This is a genomic window from Buttiauxella sp. BIGb0552 (assembly GCF_004366275.1).
In the GTDB taxonomy this organism is placed as follows: domain Bacteria; phylum Pseudomonadota; class Gammaproteobacteria; order Enterobacterales; family Enterobacteriaceae; genus Buttiauxella; species Buttiauxella gaviniae.
This window is the reverse complement of record NZ_SODY01000003.1, coordinates 550,975-566,810: the sequence shown is the minus strand read 5'-3', so window position 1 is coordinate 566,810 and position 15,836 is coordinate 550,975. Positions and strand designations below refer to the sequence as shown.

15 protein-coding genes are annotated in these 15,836 nt (G+C 51.2%); 6 read left to right on the top strand and 9 right to left on the bottom strand.

The features are described 5' to 3' along the window. The gene (locus EDF88_RS11560; protein ID WP_134184775.1) at positions 1 to 2,391 is read left to right on the top strand and encodes a family 20 glycosylhydrolase; all 2,391 of its coding nucleotides are present in this window, start codon (positions 1 to 3) and stop codon (positions 2,389 to 2,391) included. Positions 2,392 to 2,456: 65 nt separating this feature from the next. Here the strand turns inward: EDF88_RS11560 and ridA are convergent, their stop codons facing one another. From ridA to arcA, 8 genes are all read right to left on the bottom strand, one after another. Further along, positions 2,457 to 2,843 (bottom strand): 2-iminobutanoate/2-iminopropanoate deaminase, encoded by a 387-nt coding sequence (ridA, locus tag EDF88_RS11555; protein WP_134184773.1) that lies wholly within the window; start codon positions 2,841 to 2,843, stop codon positions 2,457 to 2,459. Between the two features lie 76 nt (positions 2,844 to 2,919). Then, positions 2,920 to 3,381 carry an aspartate carbamoyltransferase regulatory subunit gene (pyrI, locus tag EDF88_RS11550; RefSeq protein WP_064514013.1) on the bottom strand — a complete coding sequence of 154 codons (462 nt, stop codon included), beginning with the start codon at positions 3,379 to 3,381 and terminating at the stop codon, positions 2,920 to 2,922. 17 nt (positions 3,382 to 3,398) lie between these two features. After that, complete coding sequence (gene pyrB / locus EDF88_RS11545) at positions 3,399 to 4,331, bottom strand: aspartate carbamoyltransferase (protein ID WP_064514011.1); 933 nt, start codon at positions 4,329 to 4,331, stop codon at positions 3,399 to 3,401. Between the two features lie 258 nt (positions 4,332 to 4,589). Continuing rightward, the gene (locus tag EDF88_RS11535) at positions 4,590 to 5,069 is read right to left on the bottom strand and encodes an ArgR family transcriptional regulator (RefSeq protein ID WP_064514009.1); all 480 of its coding nucleotides are present in this window, start codon (positions 5,067 to 5,069) and stop codon (positions 4,590 to 4,592) included. A gap of 156 nt (positions 5,070 to 5,225) precedes the next feature. Next, complete coding sequence (arcD, locus tag EDF88_RS11530) at positions 5,226 to 6,695, bottom strand: arginine-ornithine antiporter (protein WP_064514007.1); 1,470 nt, start codon at positions 6,693 to 6,695, stop codon at positions 5,226 to 5,228. Between the two features lie 75 nt (positions 6,696 to 6,770). After that, positions 6,771 to 7,775 carry an ornithine carbamoyltransferase gene (gene argF / locus EDF88_RS11525; protein ID WP_064514005.1) on the bottom strand — a complete coding sequence of 335 codons (1,005 nt, stop codon included), beginning with the start codon at positions 7,773 to 7,775 and terminating at the stop codon, positions 6,771 to 6,773. A 95-nt stretch (positions 7,776 to 7,870) separates the two neighbouring features. Continuing rightward, positions 7,871 to 8,782 carry a carbamate kinase gene (locus EDF88_RS11520; protein ID WP_134184771.1) on the bottom strand — a complete coding sequence of 304 codons (912 nt, stop codon included), beginning with the start codon at positions 8,780 to 8,782 and terminating at the stop codon, positions 7,871 to 7,873. 16 nt (positions 8,783 to 8,798) lie between these two features. Beyond that, the gene (gene arcA, locus EDF88_RS11515; RefSeq protein ID WP_134184769.1) at positions 8,799 to 9,971 is read right to left on the bottom strand and encodes an arginine deiminase; all 1,173 of its coding nucleotides are present in this window, start codon (positions 9,969 to 9,971) and stop codon (positions 8,799 to 8,801) included. Between the two features lie 720 nt (positions 9,972 to 10,691). Between arcA and EDF88_RS11510 the strand changes: the two genes are divergently transcribed. Further along, a complete protein-coding gene (locus tag EDF88_RS11510; protein ID WP_064513999.1) occupies positions 10,692 to 11,144 on the top strand; it encodes a YhcH/YjgK/YiaL family protein in 453 nt (150 codons plus the stop codon). 46 nt (positions 11,145 to 11,190) lie between these two features. Here the strand turns inward: EDF88_RS11510 and argF (EDF88_RS11505) are convergent, their stop codons facing one another. Further along, on the bottom strand, positions 11,191 to 12,198 hold the full coding sequence (argF, locus tag EDF88_RS11505; protein WP_134184767.1) for an ornithine carbamoyltransferase: 1,008 nt from the start codon (positions 12,196 to 12,198) through the stop codon (positions 11,191 to 11,193). Positions 12,199 to 12,362: 164 nt separating this feature from the next. On the opposite strand from argF (EDF88_RS11505), the gene rraB reads away from it, so the two are divergent. The 4 genes from rraB (at position 12,363) to uhpB (ending at position 15,827) form a co-directional block, all read left to right on the top strand. Next, on the top strand, positions 12,363 to 12,791 hold the full coding sequence (gene rraB, locus EDF88_RS11500; protein WP_064513995.1) for a ribonuclease E inhibitor RraB: 429 nt from the start codon (positions 12,363 to 12,365) through the stop codon (positions 12,789 to 12,791). 56 nt (positions 12,792 to 12,847) lie between these two features. After that, positions 12,848 to 13,609, top strand: a complete 762-nt coding sequence (locus tag EDF88_RS11495; protein WP_134184765.1) for a tRNA isopentenyl-2-thiomethyl-A-37 hydroxylase MiaE — start codon at positions 12,848 to 12,850, stop codon at positions 13,607 to 13,609. A 125-nt stretch (positions 13,610 to 13,734) separates the two neighbouring features. Then, positions 13,735 to 14,325, top strand: coding sequence for a transcriptional regulator UhpA (gene uhpA, locus EDF88_RS11490; RefSeq protein WP_064513989.1), 591 nt, complete (start codon positions 13,735 to 13,737; stop codon positions 14,323 to 14,325). Next, positions 14,325 to 15,827, top strand: a complete 1,503-nt coding sequence (gene uhpB / locus EDF88_RS11485; RefSeq protein WP_134184763.1) for a signal transduction histidine-protein kinase/phosphatase UhpB — start codon at positions 14,325 to 14,327, stop codon at positions 15,825 to 15,827. The genes uhpA and uhpB overlap by 1 nt, the downstream gene beginning before the upstream one ends. Positions 15,828 to 15,836 lie beyond the last annotated feature (9 nt).

Here is a 15,836-nt window from a genome sequence, read left to right as displayed (position 1 = left end):
ATGTTTAAATCAATACGTTTGAGCCTGCTGGCAGGTTGCATTGCTGCAACTTGTCAGGCCTGGGCTGCTCCGGCAGGTGATTTAGCATTAATGCCCTGGCCGCAGCAGGTTGACCGCCCGGCCGCAGAAGGGACGTTGGTTCTCGACAACGCCATTTCCATTAAAATCAGCGGCGACAAACTCCCCGGCGCAATTGACCGTTGGCGGCAGAGAATCTCTCAGCAAACGGGCTGGCAATTACAACCTGCACAGGCCAACCCTGCAAAACCCACCATTGATATCCAAATCAAACAAGCCGTTGCCTCATTACCTGAGCTCAACAGCGATGAAAGCTACCAGTTAAGCGTCACTGCTGGCGGCGTAAAGCTCACGGCAAACACGCGCTTTGGCGCGATGCGCGGCATGGAAACCCTGCTACAACTCATTCAGAACGGCCCGGAAAACACCGCCATTCCGTTTGTGGCTATCAAAGATCAGCCGCGCTTCCCGTGGCGTGGGTTGTTAGTCGACTCAGCTCGCCACTTCATGCCCATCAAAGATATTCTGCGCCAGTTAGACGGCATGGCCGCGGCCAAAATGAACGTTCTGCACTGGCATTTGACTGACGATCAGGGCTGGCGTTTTGCCTCCACCTCCTATCCGAAATTGCAGCAACTGGCGAGTGATGGTGACTTTTATACTCAGGCACAAATGAAAGAAGTGGTGCGCTACGCCGCATCGCTCGGTATTCGAGTGGTGCCGGAAATGGACTTGCCGGGCCATGCGTCGGCGATTGCAGTGGCCTACCCGGAACTGATGAGCGCGCCGGGACCGTATCAAATGGAGCGCCACTGGGGCGTGCTAAAACCGCTGCTGAACCCAACAAACGACGCTGCCTATAAATTTGTTGATACCTTAATTGGCGAGCTGACGGCCATTTTCCCGGACAGCTATTTGCACATTGGTGGCGATGAAGTTGATGACGAACACTGGAAAAATTCACCGCAAATCCAGGCGTTTATGAAGCAGCACAATATTGCCGACACGCACGCTTTGCAGACCTACTTCAACCAACGGCTGGAGAAGATCCTCGAAAAACATCACCGCCAGATGATGGGTTGGGATGAGATCTACCATCCGGATCTACCGAAAAGTATTCTGATCCAATCCTGGCAAGGGCAGGACGCTCTGGGGATGGTCGCGGCGAACGGTTACAAAGGTATTTTGTCGACAGGCTTCTATCTCGATCAACCGCAATCAACGGCTTACCACTATCGTAATGAGATCCTGCCGCAAGGGTTGAATGGGATCGATAAGCTTACCGAGTCAGACAGCGCGCAAAGTTGGTTCTTCAATATGCCGCGCCTAAAAGGCAGTGCGGTGGAAGGCAGTTTCACTCTGGTGAGCAGTCAGACGGCATGGCGTGGCTTTATCGACTTCAAAGGTAAATCCCGCCGCGCGGTACGTGATATTGAATGGCTGAGCCCAACCCAGGTGACGTTCATCGTCGATACCTGGATGGGAGAAACACGCCCGGTATTAACCCTCGATAAAGACAAATTGAGCGGCTATATGCTGGTGGGTAATGTGCGTTACCCGGCAACCGGCCAGAAATTAGATGACGTGCCTGATGGCATTCAGCCGGTAGTGCCAACACCTGAGCAGATGAACAATATTATCGGTGGCGAGGCGGCGCTGTGGGCCGAAAACGTCGCATCTCCATTACTGGATATCAAGCTGTGGCCGCGTGCCTTTGCGGTCGCTGAACGTTTGTGGTCCGCCGAAGATGTGAAAGATATCGATAATATGTATCAGCGTCTGCAGGCGATAGATGCATGGTCGACGGTTTCAGTGGGCTTGCAGCAGCATGCCGCCGCCGCGCAACAGCTCACGCGCCTTGCTGGCACGACGGAGATTTTGCCGTTGCAGATTCTCGCTCAGGCGGTTGAACCGGCGCAGTACTACACTCGCCAGCACCTGAAATTCCAGGCCGGAAATTACCATCATTTTGAGCCACTAAACCGCTTTGCTGATGCACTAGGCGCGGAAAGCAACCAGGTGCGATCACTCGATATGTGGGCTGATAAACTGGTGGCTGATCCTGAAGACAGCAACAGCGCCGAGTCGCTGCGCCATACCTTCGCGCGTTGGCAAAGTAACACGCCGGATGTGCTGGCCCTGATCGATGGTAACTATCAGCTTAAGGCGTTAAAACCGGTGGCTGAAAATGTCGATAAACTGGCGGGAATAGGGCTGCGTTTAACGGATCTGGTAGCAAAACAGGGAACGTTGAGCGCTGATGAAGTTCAGGGGATTCAGAAACAGCTCGATAATGCGGCACAAACGCAAGATGAGGTCGTTGTTGCGGCAGTCTATCCGTTACAGAAATTGTTGCGGGCGAGTGTGAAATAGGTCGGATTGGCGTAGCGACATCCGACAAAATTTAAGGCCGCGTTTGCGGCCTTAAAATTGAAACGTTAGCGGCGAATGGCAATCGCTTCGATCTCAATCTTCACATCTTTAGGCAGACGAGCTACTTCAACGCAAGAACGCGCAGGGAAAGTTGCTTTGTGCTCATTAAAGAAGGTTTCGTAAGTTGCGTTTACGATCGCAAAGTCATTCAGATCTTTTACGAAAACAGTCGTTTTAATGATATCGCCAACTTTCAGGCCAGCGGCTTCAACAATCGCCTGCACGTTTTCCAGAGACTGGCGCGCTTGTGCTGCCACATCTTCCGGTACGGTACCTGTTTTTGGGTTCACTGGGATCTGGCCAGAAGTGATAATCATGCTGCCAAGATCGACACCCTGAACATATGGGCCGATTGCTGCTGGGGCGTTTTCGGTGCTGATAATACGAGACATATATCATTCCTTAATGGTTCGTAGGCAAACAAAAAGCTCCCGCCCATTATAGAGGCGAGAACTTCAGCGGCAATGATTAATCTGCCAGCACAACGTGATGCGCAAACTCTTTTTCACAATATTTGCATTTGAGACTGATGTTTTCGTCGCGTTTTTTCACTGCAAACGAAGAATGAACGGGTTCGCTGCGGCTGATGCAGTTGGTATTCGGGCAAACCAACACTTTATCGATGCGTGAAGGCAGGCTCGGTTTGCTCTTACCGACCACTTCATATTCATCAATGCGGTTGACCGTTGCATGCGGTGCATACAGTGCCAGTTGGTTAACTTGCTCATCCGTCAGGAAGGTGTTTTCGATTTTAATCAGGTCTTTACGGCCCTGTTCTTTTGAAGGCAAGTTCAGGCCGATAGTGATGCGCTGGTCTGTTTCCGTTAACTGAAAAAGAGTCAGTAACTTAAAGCCAACCTGTGCAGGAATATGATCGATAACCGTACCGCGTTTGATCGCTTCAACTTGTAATTTGTTGTCGTGTGTCATCTTTATCTTCCTCTCACTCAAACCAGTTCACGATTCAAAACTAACGCCAGCAAAGCCTGACGAGCATAAATACCGTTGCCTGCCTGCTGGAAATACCAGGCGTGCGGGGTTTTATCGACATCCGTAGTGATTTCATCAACGCGTGGCAGCGGGTGCAGTACTTTCATGTTTTCGCGGGCATCGGCAAGGTCTGCTGCACGTAGGACAAACTGCGCCTTCACGTTGGCGTATTCAGACGGGTCCAGCCGCTCTTTCTGCACACGAGTCATGTACAGAATATCCAGCTCGCCTACCACGTCGTCGATAGCTTCATGGCAGCTCCAGACGATGCCTTTTTCATCCAGCATATCGAGAATGTATTTCGGCATCGCCAGCGCATTTGGCGCGATAAAGTAGAAGCGGTTGCCTTCAAATTTCGCCAGCGCCTGCGCCAATGAGTGCACGGTACGGCCATATTTCAGGTCACCCACCATGGCGATATTCAGGTTTTCCAGGCGGCCCTGCGTTTCCTGGATGGTGAACAAATCCAGCAGGGTTTGTGTTGGGTGCTGGTTGGCACCGTCACCGGCATTCAGCACCGGCACATTGCCAGAGAACTCGGTTGCCAGGCGTGCAGCGCCTTCTTGCGGATGGCGCATGACGATTGCATCAACATAGGTGCTGATAACTGAAATAGTATCGGCCAGCGTTTCGCCTTTCTTACCCAGCGAGGTATTGCTGCTGTCGGAGAAGCCGACAACCGATGCACCCAGGCGGTGAATCGCGGTCTCAAAAGAGAGACGAGTGCGCGTTGAAGCCTCAAAGAAACAGCTGGCAACAACGATATGTTTCAACAGTTCAGGTTGCGGATTGGCTTTCAGTTTTGCCGCGGTAGATAACACCAGTTCAAGTTCTTCACGACTGAGATCGTTTATGGAAATGATATGTTTTTGATATAGGGGGTTAGCCATGTTTATCTCCTGTTCTCGGGCGTCGGGCAAAAAAAAAGCCCCTCAATGAGGGGCCTTTGGAATTGATTGATGCAACGGAAAGAAAAACAGGTTAGCGCCGTCTTTTAGACGACGTGGTGTGGCAATTTTTTGAACACACTGGACCATGCTTCCTCCGGCAAATTGTGGCGCATTATACGCATGTGGGAGGACACTTCAAGGGATAAATTCACATATTTTAGCCATTAGCAATCGGTTGCTGTGAATATTTATCCGACTCTAATGTAATCCAAGGGTTTGCATAACTCGCCGATGGACCTGTGCGGTTTTTTGTACCTCGCGTGGTGCAATCCATACAATGCTGCTGCCCGCTACTACGCCTAAAATCTCTGGCACTGCTCGATAATCGAGAATTCTTGCTATGGCCCGCCCGTATCCATGAACGGCATGAATCATGACAAACTCAGCATTATGCTCGACGCTAATCACCATCTCTGCGATTGAACGTGCTGCATCCGGTGCGGGTTGAGATTGCGGATTTAATGCATAAATTTTCTGACCTTTGGCGTTGCGTACTTTTATAACGCCAAGCAATTTCAGCAGCCGGGACACCGTAGACTGACTAATGTTTTCAAATCCGTGGAGCTGCATATCGCGACGCAGTTCTTCTTGCGATTGATAGCTTTTATGGACAATGAGTCTTTGGCAGAGTGTTAGTTGATTATGATCCTTCTCAGAGGGGGCGTGGGATACGCTCATTGCATTCACCATTCCTTGATTTATCAGGCGACTAATTTACGCCGCTTATAAATTTAAACTGTTCGTTTGATCGGGTTTTTCAAGGTTTATCAATAATAAATGTTGCAAATTATTAGGTTTAAAGAATTTAACGCCCCCTAAGGGGCGTTAAACATATCAAGTGATCTGTATTGATCCGGAAACAACCAGTTTTAATGTCCAGGCCGCCAACAGCAAGATCGCCGCCGCAATCGCCCATTCATAACCCTTCAGCATTTGTTGCCCCTGCTGTTTCTTCTGCCACAGGAAGACCAAAAGCCCTGGGGTGAACAACAACGAACTCAGTAGCATTGAGTCGCCAGCGGCATAGCAAAGCCAGAATCCGTAGACGGTGGCGATGATGCCGAGAATCAATCCGCTGGTGCGTGATTCCCCTTTCGCATAGCGTTCGCCCGTCCAGGCCAGTTTCAGCCCATAGGCGGCGCTAAACAGATAAGGAGGCAGAATGGCAGCGGTTGCGATAGAGAACAGCGCCTGATAACCCGCCTGGTAGAACAGTGTGAGGATGAGGAATAACTGGATCAGGCCGTTGGTTATCCACAATGAGAACGAAGGGGAATGTCTGGCGTTCTCTTTGGCAAAGATTTTCGGGAAGATACCGTCTTTGGCGGCAACGCGTGGCAGTTCTGCGGCGAATAGCGTCCAGGCGAGCAGGGCGCCTGCAACAGAAAGAATAACGCCACCTGCAACAAATTTAGCGCCCCATGGCCCAACCACACTCTCCAGCACACCGGCCATAGAAGGGTTTCTCAGCCCGGCAAGTGACGCCTGGTCCAAAATCCCCATCGACAACACGCTGACCAGCACATAAATAGTCAGTGCGCCCAGTAAACCAATCACTGTAGCTTTACCAATATCGCTACGATTTGCGGCACGCGCAGAAACGACGGTCGCTCCTTCAATACCGATAAACACCCATGTGGTCACCAGCATGGTATTTTTCACCTGATCGAAAAGCTCAGGCGCGGTGCCGTTGACGACCATCATGCGGCCCCAAAAATCGGCGGTGAACACGCCAATCTTAAAGGCTATCAACACGGCGACGATAAATACCAGCAGGATAACCACTTTGACGACGGTGAGTATGGTGTTGATGTAAGCCGCTTCACGCACGCCACGCAGAACCAGCGCGTGTACCAGCCACAGCACTACAGATGCGCCGATGATCGACGGCAGGTTATTACCATCGCCGAATACCGGGATGAAAAAGCTCATCGCGCTAAACAGTAATACCGCGTAGGAAACGTTGCCCAGCCAGGCGGAGAACCAGTATCCCCAGGCGGACTGGAAGCCGATGAAATCGCCGAATCCAGCGCGAGCGTAGCTATAGACGCCCCCTTCAAGTTCCGGACAACGGGAGCTGAGGTTTTGATAGATAAATGCGAGACATAACATCCCGACTCCGGTAATTACCCAACCAATGAGTAACGCGCCCGGTGAGGCGACGGAGCCAAAGTTTTGCGGCAGGCTGAATACCCCACCGCCAATCATTGAACCAATTACCAGCGCAACCAGCGCGCTAAGCCCTAATTTTGTTTCTTTTGTTGTGGATGTCGCGGCGACATCACCGTGGGTAGCATCGGCCATTTTCATTTCCTCTTGCTGTGGGATACAGCATGAATGCGCGGGTGGCGGCGAGACTATTCCCGCCGCCAGTGCGAATTACTCTCCTAGCGTGGCAACCATGACGGCTTTAATCGTATGCATGCGGTTTTCGGCTTCATCGAAGACAATGGAATGTGCTGATTCAAAGACTTCTTCAGTCACTTCCAGCCCTTTCAGGCCGTACTCCTGCTCGATTTCTTTACCGACTTTGGTGTTTTCGTTGTGGAAAGCAGGCAGGCAGTGCATGAATTTCACATTCGGGTTGCCAGTGGCATTAATGACGTTTTGGTTAACCTGATAAGGCGTCATGATGCTGACGCGTTCAGCCCAGGCTTCTTTAGGCTCGCCCATAGAAACCCACACATCGGTGTAGAGGAAATCAACGCCGGCAACCCCTTCTTCGACGCTGTCGGTCAACATGATGCGGCCACCTGTTTCTTTGGCGATAGCGCGGCATTGTTCAACCAGGGCAGGTTCTGGCCAGAACGCTTTTGGTGCCACCAGGCGAATATCCATACCCATCTTCGCAGCACCCACCATCAGGGAATTACCCATGTTGTTGCGTGCATCGCCCAGATAAGCGAAGGCGATGTCCTGAAGTTTTTTGTCCGGTGCGTGTTCAAGCATGGTCATCAAATCCGCGAGAATTTGAGTCGGGTGATATTCATTGGTCAAACCGTTCCACACCGGAACGCCCGCGTACTCGCCCAGCTCTTCAACGATATCCTGGCCGTAGCCACGATATTCGATGCCGTCATACATCCGACCTAATACGCGGGCGGTATCTTTCATTGATTCTTTGTGACCAATCTGTGAGCCGCTTGGGCCGAGATAAGTCACCAGAGCACCTTGATCAAAGGCACCAACTTCAAATGCGCAGCGTGTGCGGGTGGAGGTTTTTTCAAAGATCAGCGCGATGTTTTTGCCCACCAGGGTTTTCTTCTCAGTACCTGCTTTTTTGGCGGCTTTCAGTTCGCGAGACAAATCGATCAGGTACTGGATTTCTACAGGTTTGAAGTCCAGCAGTTTCAGGAAGTTGCGGTTTTTCAGGTTAATAGTCATTTTTACATCCTTAATATTGTTGGTGGATGACGCTGCCGCTTATCCGCCCTACGCTTTGAGGGTAAGTGCTGCGCCATCCGACAAAATTGCTGCAGCTATTCGCGAATCAGTGTGCCTTTCTCGCCTGCCAGAATTGCCGGGCCATCTTCGAGCGCACCAATTCCGGCAATACCGTGGCACTGCGCGACGAATTTGCTGCAGGCGGCGACCTTCGGTCCCATAGAACCGGCATCGAATTTCATGGCGTCTAGCTCTTGCGGCGTAATATGCGAAATCGGGCGTTGCGCAGGGGTTCCCCAATCGAAATAGACCGCGTCCGCATCGGTGAGGATCAAAAGCGCATCGGCCTCGATCTGGCGTGCCAGCAATGCGGCGGAAAGATCTTTATCAATCACCGCTTCGATACCGTGGTAGCCATCGGCTCTTTCCACTACCGGAACACCGCCGCCACCGTTACAAATAACCAGGTGATCGCGCTGGATAAGGGCGGTGATCGCATCGCTTTCAACAATCTGTTTTGGTTGTGGGGATGGCACCACACGGCGGAAATACTGGCCGTCGGCTTTAACTGTCCAGCCTTTTTCAGCAACCAGCATGTCGGCTTGCGCCTTGTCATAGACCGGGCCGATGTACTTCGTTGGGTTCTGGAATGCGGGGTCATTGGCATCCACTTCAACCTGAGTCAGCAGTACGCTGACTTCCCGGTTTGGCAGCTGGTTTTTCAGTGACTGCTGTAACATGTAGCCAATCATTCCCTGGCTTTCGGCCCCAAGAATGTCGAGCGGATATGGCGTCACTTTTTCATAGGCACTGTTTTGTAGTGCCAGCAACCCGACCTGCGGGCCATTGCCATGAACCAGCACCACACGCCAGGAGGAGGTGAGTTGTGCGATAGTTTTAGCCGCTAAATCAATGTTCTTACGTTGTATTTCCGCTTCCAGAGGCTCGTCGCGCTTCAATAGTGCATTGCCGCCGAGTGCTACAACCAGTGTCGGTTTGTGTTCCATTTCATTTCTCCCTGGATTAAATACCGTCACGTTCTAATGGGCAGCTCATGCAGCGTGCGCCACCGCGACCACGACCCAGCTCGTCACCAGGAATCGGCAGGACTTTGATGCCCGCTTTGTCGTATTTCTCGTTGGTCCAGATATTGCGTTCATAGCCAATGACCACACCCGGGCGCACGGTTAACACGTTGTTGGCGTCATTCCATTGCTCACGTTCTGCTTCGAACGCATCACCGCCGGTAGTGATTAAACGGACTTGATCGATGCCCAGCGCCTGTTCAATGGCGTGCAGCAGGTTTGGCTCCTGGTGGCGTTTGATGCCGCCACGGCCATCCGGGGTTAATGTCCAGCACTGAGCGTCTTTGCGGACCACTTCCGGGTAGACGGAGAAGGTGTCGATATCGATGTGTGTCATCACTGTATCTAGGTGCATACAGGAGCGGTGTTTAGGCAGTTCAACGGCAATAACGCGAGTGGCTTGTTGATGTTTGAATAATGATTCAGCGAGGAACTCCACACCTTGCGGAGTGGTGCGCTCAGATAAACCAATTAATACCGCGCCACGACCAATAACTAATACGTCACCACCTTCTAATGTTGCGTGGTCATAATTAATATTGTCGTCACCGTAATACTTAATAAAATTGCCATCGGTAAATGTTGGATGCCAGCGGTAGATGGCCCGCAGGTTATTTGTTTCACGTTGGCGTGCGGCTTTCGCCATTGGGTTAATAGATACGCCATTATAAATCCAGCAGGAGGTATCGCGGGTGAATAAATGATTCGGCAGCGGCTTCATAATAAAGTCGGTAACTTCATGGGTATCGACAACCATATTTTGAATATAAGTCGGAATTTCACCATAAGTCAGGCCACCACTCAGCCTGCGAGCCAATTCACGGTGTGGCATATCGGCAAGCCAGCTGCGAATATCGGAGGCAAATGCCGGGCCAAGGCGGTAGTCAGAAATCTGTGTTGCCAGCAGCCAGGCCTTGGCATCGCTAACGTCCAGGGTTTGAGTCAGAAGGTCAGTCAGTAATAAAACTTCTACCCCCTCACTACGTAATGTATTGGCAAATATATCGTGTTCTTCACCAGCACGTTCTACAGATAAAACGTCGTCAAATAATAATTCCTGGCAATTAGAGGGGGTGAGTCTTTTCAGGCTCAGATTAGGGCGGTGCAGCATTACACTGCGAAGTTATCCAATTTCGGAACCAACATAGTGCTTATCCATGACTATTCCTTTGCATTAATCCTGAGATGAAAATATCAGTGGTAATAGTTAACTATTACCGCAAGTTAAATAGGCTTTCGAAATGTCTTCGAGGCGTATGTTAATTTCATGAGGGATATTTAATGTGAGCTTAATCACGCACTCAAGGGGCTTTTTAATTCTCTGTTAATTAATTGATAGCTGTCATGGAATTATAAATAAAGTCATTAGTAAGTCTGAATAAATACGCGAAATTATGCATATTCTATTTTATTAGTGTTAACCCAATGTTATTGAGTAACCAAAATGATGTTTTTTAATTAATTGAAATTTATGGATATTTTGAAATTTAAATATAACTATGCATAAAGCCGTATTTTTCATCCATATCATGGGAAAATAAACAAAATATTTATGACTAAACTTGCACTTACTTACCAAGCTTAAAATGTGACTGGTGGTTAGTTTTAAATAATTTTGTTTTTTAAACAGCAGGTTACGAATGAGTCTGCCGGAGTCTATTTTGAGGTTATGCTTTTTTCATGCATAAAAACCTCATGGCTGATACAAAGCTGTAACATATTTTGCGCTAAACATGCGTCAGCACAGGTTTTCTTCAAAAACTCATGGCGGCAAAAGGTGAATGCTCGTATAAATACCGTAATAAAACATCGTTTCAAAAAGGTATTAATCATGATTATTGGCAACATTCATTCTTTGCAATCCTGGCTTCCTGAAGAACTGCGTCAGGCGATTGAGCATGTTAAACAGCACATCACTCCTGAAACCCCGTTGGGCAAGCATGATATTGACGGTAACCGTCTATTTATGTTGGTTTCTGAAGACTCTACGCAACCGATTGAAGAGCGCCCAGCAGAGTTTCACCAGCGCTATCTGGATATCCAGATTGTGATGCGCGGCCAGGAAGGTATGACATTTAGCTGCCTGCCTGCGGGCACGCCAGAAACTGACTGGCTGGCTGACAAAGACATCGCGTTCCTGCCAGAAGGCGAGCAGGAAAAAACCATCGTGTTAAATGAAGGGGATTTCGTGGTGTTCTATCCAGGCGAAGTTCACAAGCCGCTGTGCGCTGTTGGCAAGCCTGCGACCGTGCGTAAGGTCGTTGTGAAGATGTTGATGGCCTAAAAATAATGCCGGGTAGCGCAGTGTGCTTACCCGGCTTTAAAACTCATTAAATATCCGCAAGGGTGGCGACCATCACCGCTTTGATGGTGTGCATGCGGTTTTCAGCCTGATCAAACACAACGCTATTTGCCGATTCAAACACCTCGTCCGTCACTTCCATACCGCCATGCAGGCCATATTGTTCTGCCATCTGCTTGCCCAGCGTGGTTTGGTCATCATGGAAAGCAGGCAGGCAGTGCAGGAATTTAACCTGCGGATTACCGGTTAACGCCAGCATCGTGCTATTAACTTGATAAGGGCGCAGCAGGTTAATACGCTCAGCCCATTTCTCTTTGGCTTCACCCATTGATACCCACACATCGGTATAAATGAAGTCAGCGCCTTTAACGCCTGCGGCAATATCTTCAGTGAGCGTGATTTTCCCGCCATTGTGAGCGGCCATTGCCTGGCACTCTGCCACCAGCTTTTCATCAGGCCAGCAGGCTTGTGGAGCCACAAGGCGCAGATTCAGCCCGGTAAGTGCCGCGGCTTCGAGCATGGAATTGCCCATGTTATTACGCGCATCACCCGCATAGACCAGCGTCATTTCTTTGAAAGTTTTGCCTGGCATGTGCTCCTGCATTGTCAGCAGGTCGGCCAGCAATTGCGTGGGATGGTACTCATTGGTCAACCCGTTCCACACCGGCACGCCAGCATGCTGCGCCAGTGTTTCAACGATTTCCTGACCAAACCCGCGATACTGAATACCGTCATACATACGGCCCAATACACGGGCCGTATCTTTAATTGATTCTTTATGCCCAATCTGGCTGCCGCTTGGGCCGAGATAAGTGACGCGAGCGCCCTGGTCAAATGCGGCAACTTCGAAAGAGCACCTCGTACGAGTCGAGTCTTTTTCGAAGATGAGCGCAATATTTTTTCCAGTAAGATGCTGAACTTCAGTGCCTTTTTTCTTATCGTTTTTTAGTTTGGCAGAGAGAGCAAGTAACTCGTGAAGCTGTGCAGGGGTGAAATCCAGTAATTTAAGAAAATGCTTTTGATAGAAATGACTCATATTTTCCTCGCATGGCACCTGCCACTTATTGAATTAAAATTCAATTTATATGTATGATTATGCATTTGCAACCCCCGACGAATAAATCTTTATCGGGAAAGGTGGAGGCAAACTCAGCCGTGTGTGAAAATAGAAGTATCTGCCTACAAATTGAGGAAAGGGCCATGGCAAATCCAGAACTGCTCGAAGAGCAACGCGAAGAAACGCGTTTGATTATTGAAGAATTACTGGAAGACGGCAGCGATCCTGACGCGCTGTACACTATTGAGCATCACCTTTCCGCAGACGATTTCGAAACTCTTGAAAAAGCAGCTGTTGAAGCTTTCAAAATGGGTTACGAAGTTACTGACCCGGAAGAGCTGGAAGTGGAAGAGGGTGATACCGTTATCTGCTGTGACGTGCTGAGCGAAAGTGCGTTAAAAGCTGAGCTGTTGGATGAGCAAGTAGAACAACTGCTGAACCTCGCTGAAAAATTTGGTGTGGAATATGACGGTTGGGGCACTTACTACGAAGATCCGAATGGCGAAGACGGTGAAGAAGGTGATGACGACGAAGATTTAGCCGACGAAGACGACGACGGCGTCCGCCACTAATCTCTTCTGTGCAGCGGCGATTGCCGCTGCACATCAACGAAAGATAACAACTCATTATGAACTACCCGCAACTCCTCTCCCCGGTACTGAATTTTCTGCACTGCCCAACACCTGATGCATGGATTGAAAAGGCCCGCCAGCCTGAGCATTTGCCATTGCTGTTGACTGACCATCTGGTGTGCGAACTCAAAGCGGCACAAACGGCCATGTTCCTGATTCGTAAATATGTCGCCGATAAAAGCAGTGCGCAGTTTTTACTCGATTGGCTCAAACCCTACGAAGATTTCGCTTTCCGTGAAGGAGCCGAACCTGATTTTGTCGCGCTGCATAAAACCTTGAGCAAAAACGTCATGCCGCAAACGCAGAGTGCCTGGGGCCAGCAACTTATCGACAGCATGGTGTTGTTGATTAAAGAAGAGCTGCACCACTTTTGGCAGGTGCGCGAGATCATGATTGCCCGCAACATTCCCTACGTGAAAATGACCGCCAGCCGTTACGCCAAAGCGCTGCTGGGCCAAACGCGAACGCATGAACCGGTTATGCTGGTGGATAAACTGATTTGCGGGGCGTATATCGAGGCGCGATCCTGTGAGCGTTTCGCCGCTCTGGCACCGCATCTGGATGATGAACTACAGAAATTCTATTTGTCGCTGCTGCGTTCGGAAGCCCGGCATTATCAGGATTATTTAGCCCTGGCAGAACAGATTGCAGGTGGGGACATCAGCGATCGTGTGCGTTTCTTGGGCGAGGTCGAAGCGGCATTAATTAACAGCCCGGATGAAGAGTTTCGTTTCCACAGCGGCTTACCTTCCTCTTAAACCGCAGGATCCTGAAGTGCCGCTGTATGTTCATCTGCCTGTGGCCTCCCTCGAATTGCTTAAGGCTTGAACAGCTTCGCGCTTATCGCTAAGGTAAGCGCGTTTTTACCTTCCTGGAAAGTATCATGATAACCATCGCCCTTATTGACGACCACCTTATCGTCCGCTCCGGCTTTGCGCAGCTGTTGGGGCTGGAGCCGGATTTTCAGATTGTGGTTGAGTTCGGCTCCGGGCGCGAAGCGCTGGCTGGGCTGCCGGGGCGCGGCGTGCAGGTGTGTATTTGCGACATCTCGATGCCGGATATTTCCGGGCTGGAACTGCTCAGCCAGCTACCCAAAGGGATGGCGACGATTATGTTGTCGGTGCACGATAGCCCGGCACTGGTGGAGCAGGCTTTAAACGCTGGCGCGCGAGGCTTTCTGTCAAAACGCTGTAGCCCGGATGAGCTGATTGCCGCCGTGCATACGGTAGCGACGGGTGGCTGCTACTTGACGCCAGACATCGCCGTTAAACTGGCGGCCGGACGGCAGGATCCGCTAACCAAACGCGAGCGCCAGGTGGCGGAAAAACTGGCCCAGGGCATGGCGGTGAAAGAGATTGCCACCGAGCTTGGGTTATCGCCAAAGACTGTTCACGTGCATCGCGCCAATCTGATGGAAAAACTCGACGTCAGTAACGATGTCGGTCTGGCTCACCGCCTGTTTGACGGATGGTGATGCAACCTTTTTTCTCCCGGCTTATCTCCGTCGTCGCCAGCTTTTTTATCTTTACGGCCAGTTGGTTTTGCCTGTGGAGCATTAGCTTGCACCTGGTGGAACGGCCTGAGCTTGCCGTGCTGCTGTTTCCTTTTGGCCTGCGTTTAGGGCTGATGCTGCAATGCCCGCGTGGCTACTGGCCCGTATTGCTCGGCGCGGAGTGGTTGATGCTCGTCTGGCTGGCGCAGGAAGTCGCATTGGCGCATCTTCCGTTGTTAATGGTCGGCGGTGTGCTAACCCTTCTGCCTGTGGCGCTGATTTCCCGCTATCGCCATCAGCGTGACTGGCGCACGTTGCTGCGTCAGGGCGGGGCGCTGATTGCCGCCGCACTGTTACAGTCGTTGCCGTGGCTTGGGCAAGGGCAGGAGACCCTGAACGCGCTGTTGCTGACGTTGACCGGTGGGTTAACCTTGGCTCCAACTTGCCTCGTCATCTGGCATTACCTCACCAGCACCGTCTGGCAGCCGCTGGGACCAGGACTGGTTTCACAGCCGGTGAACTGGCGTGCCCGTCACCTTATCTGGTATCTGCTGCTGTTTGTTGTCAGCCTGTGGCTACAACTTGGGCTACCTGACGAACTTTCCCGCTTTACCCCGTTTTGCCTGGCGTTGCCGATTATCGCCCTGGCCTGGCATTACGGCTGGCAGGGCGCGCTGATCGCCACGTTGATGAACGCCATTGCGCTGATCGCCAGCCAAACCTGGCACGATCATCCGGTGGATCTACTGCTTTCGTTGCTGGCACAAAGCCTGACCGGGCTGTTGCTGGGCGCGGGTATCCAGCGCCTGCGCGAGCTTAACCAGTCCCTGCAAACTGAGCTTGCGCGCAATCGCCGCCTTGCTGAACGCCTGTTGGAAACCGAGGAGAGCGTGCGGCGCGAAGTGGCGCGCGAACTCCATGACGATATCGGCCAGACCATTACCGCGATTCGTACCCAGGCGGGGATTGTGCAGCGCCTGGCACCGGGTAACGAAGGGGTCAAGCTGGGTGGGGCGCATATCGAACAGCTCTCCCTTGGGATTTACGATTCGGTACGCCGCCTGCTGGGAAGGCTGCGCCCACGCCAGCTGGATGATTTATCCCTGGAGCAGGCGATTCGTTCGTTGATGCGTGAAATGGAACTGGAAAGCCGTGGCATCGTGAGCCACCTCGACTGGAAAATCGACGAGCCGCTACTGAGTGAAAGCCAGCGCGTTACGCTGTTCCGCGTTTGCCAGGAAGGGCTGAACAACATTGTGAAACACGCCAGTGCCAGCGCAGTAACGATCCAGGGCTGGCAGCAGGACATACGCCTGATGTTGGTGATTGAAGATGACGGCAGTGGCCTGCCGTCCGACTCCGGGCAGCAAGGTTTTGGCCTGGCAGGTATGCGCGAACGGGTTACGGCGCTCGGCGGAAACCTCACTATTTCCTGTACTCACGGCACGCGCGTCAGCGTCAGTTTGCCATTGCGATACGCGTAAGGACTGACG

What these genes read in the sequence shown, in the direction of transcription:
- EDF88_RS11520 (WP_134184771.1), bottom strand. Translation starts at nt 8,782, where the DNA reads ATGGAACACAAACCGACACTGGTTGTAGCACTCGGCGGCAATGCACTA.
- ridA (WP_134184773.1), bottom strand. Translation starts at nt 2,843, where the DNA reads ATGTCTCGTATTATCAGCACCGAAAACGCCCCAGCAGCAATCGGCCCA.
- argF (WP_064514005.1), bottom strand. Translation starts at nt 7,775, where the DNA reads ATGACTATTAACCTGAAAAACCGCAACTTCCTGAAACTGCTGGACTTC.
- argF (WP_134184767.1), bottom strand. Translation starts at nt 12,198, where the DNA reads ATGAGTCATTTCTATCAAAAGCATTTTCTTAAATTACTGGATTTCACC.
- rraB (WP_064513995.1), top strand. Translation starts at nt 12,363, where the DNA reads ATGGCAAATCCAGAACTGCTCGAAGAGCAACGCGAAGAAACGCGTTTG.
- EDF88_RS11495 (WP_134184765.1), top strand. Translation starts at nt 12,848, where the DNA reads ATGAACTACCCGCAACTCCTCTCCCCGGTACTGAATTTTCTGCACTGC.
- EDF88_RS11535 (WP_064514009.1), bottom strand. Translation starts at nt 5,069, where the DNA reads ATGAGCGTATCCCACGCCCCCTCTGAGAAGGATCATAATCAACTAACA.
- pyrB (WP_064514011.1), bottom strand. Translation starts at nt 4,331, where the DNA reads ATGGCTAACCCCCTATATCAAAAACATATCATTTCCATAAACGATCTC.
- uhpA (WP_064513989.1), top strand. Translation starts at nt 13,735, where the DNA reads ATGATAACCATCGCCCTTATTGACGACCACCTTATCGTCCGCTCCGGC.
- pyrI (WP_064514013.1), bottom strand. Translation starts at nt 3,381, where the DNA reads ATGACACACGACAACAAATTACAAGTTGAAGCGATCAAACGCGGTACG.
- EDF88_RS11510 (WP_064513999.1), top strand. Translation starts at nt 10,692, where the DNA reads ATGATTATTGGCAACATTCATTCTTTGCAATCCTGGCTTCCTGAAGAA.
- arcA (WP_134184769.1), bottom strand. Translation starts at nt 9,971, where the DNA reads ATGCTGCACCGCCCTAATCTGAGCCTGAAAAGACTCACCCCCTCTAAT.
- uhpB (WP_134184763.1), top strand. Translation starts at nt 14,325, where the DNA reads ATGCAACCTTTTTTCTCCCGGCTTATCTCCGTCGTCGCCAGCTTTTTT.
- EDF88_RS11560 (WP_134184775.1), top strand. Translation starts at nt 1, where the DNA reads ATGTTTAAATCAATACGTTTGAGCCTGCTGGCAGGTTGCATTGCTGCA.
- arcD (WP_064514007.1), bottom strand. Translation starts at nt 6,695, where the DNA reads ATGGCCGATGCTACCCACGGTGATGTCGCCGCGACATCCACAACAAAA.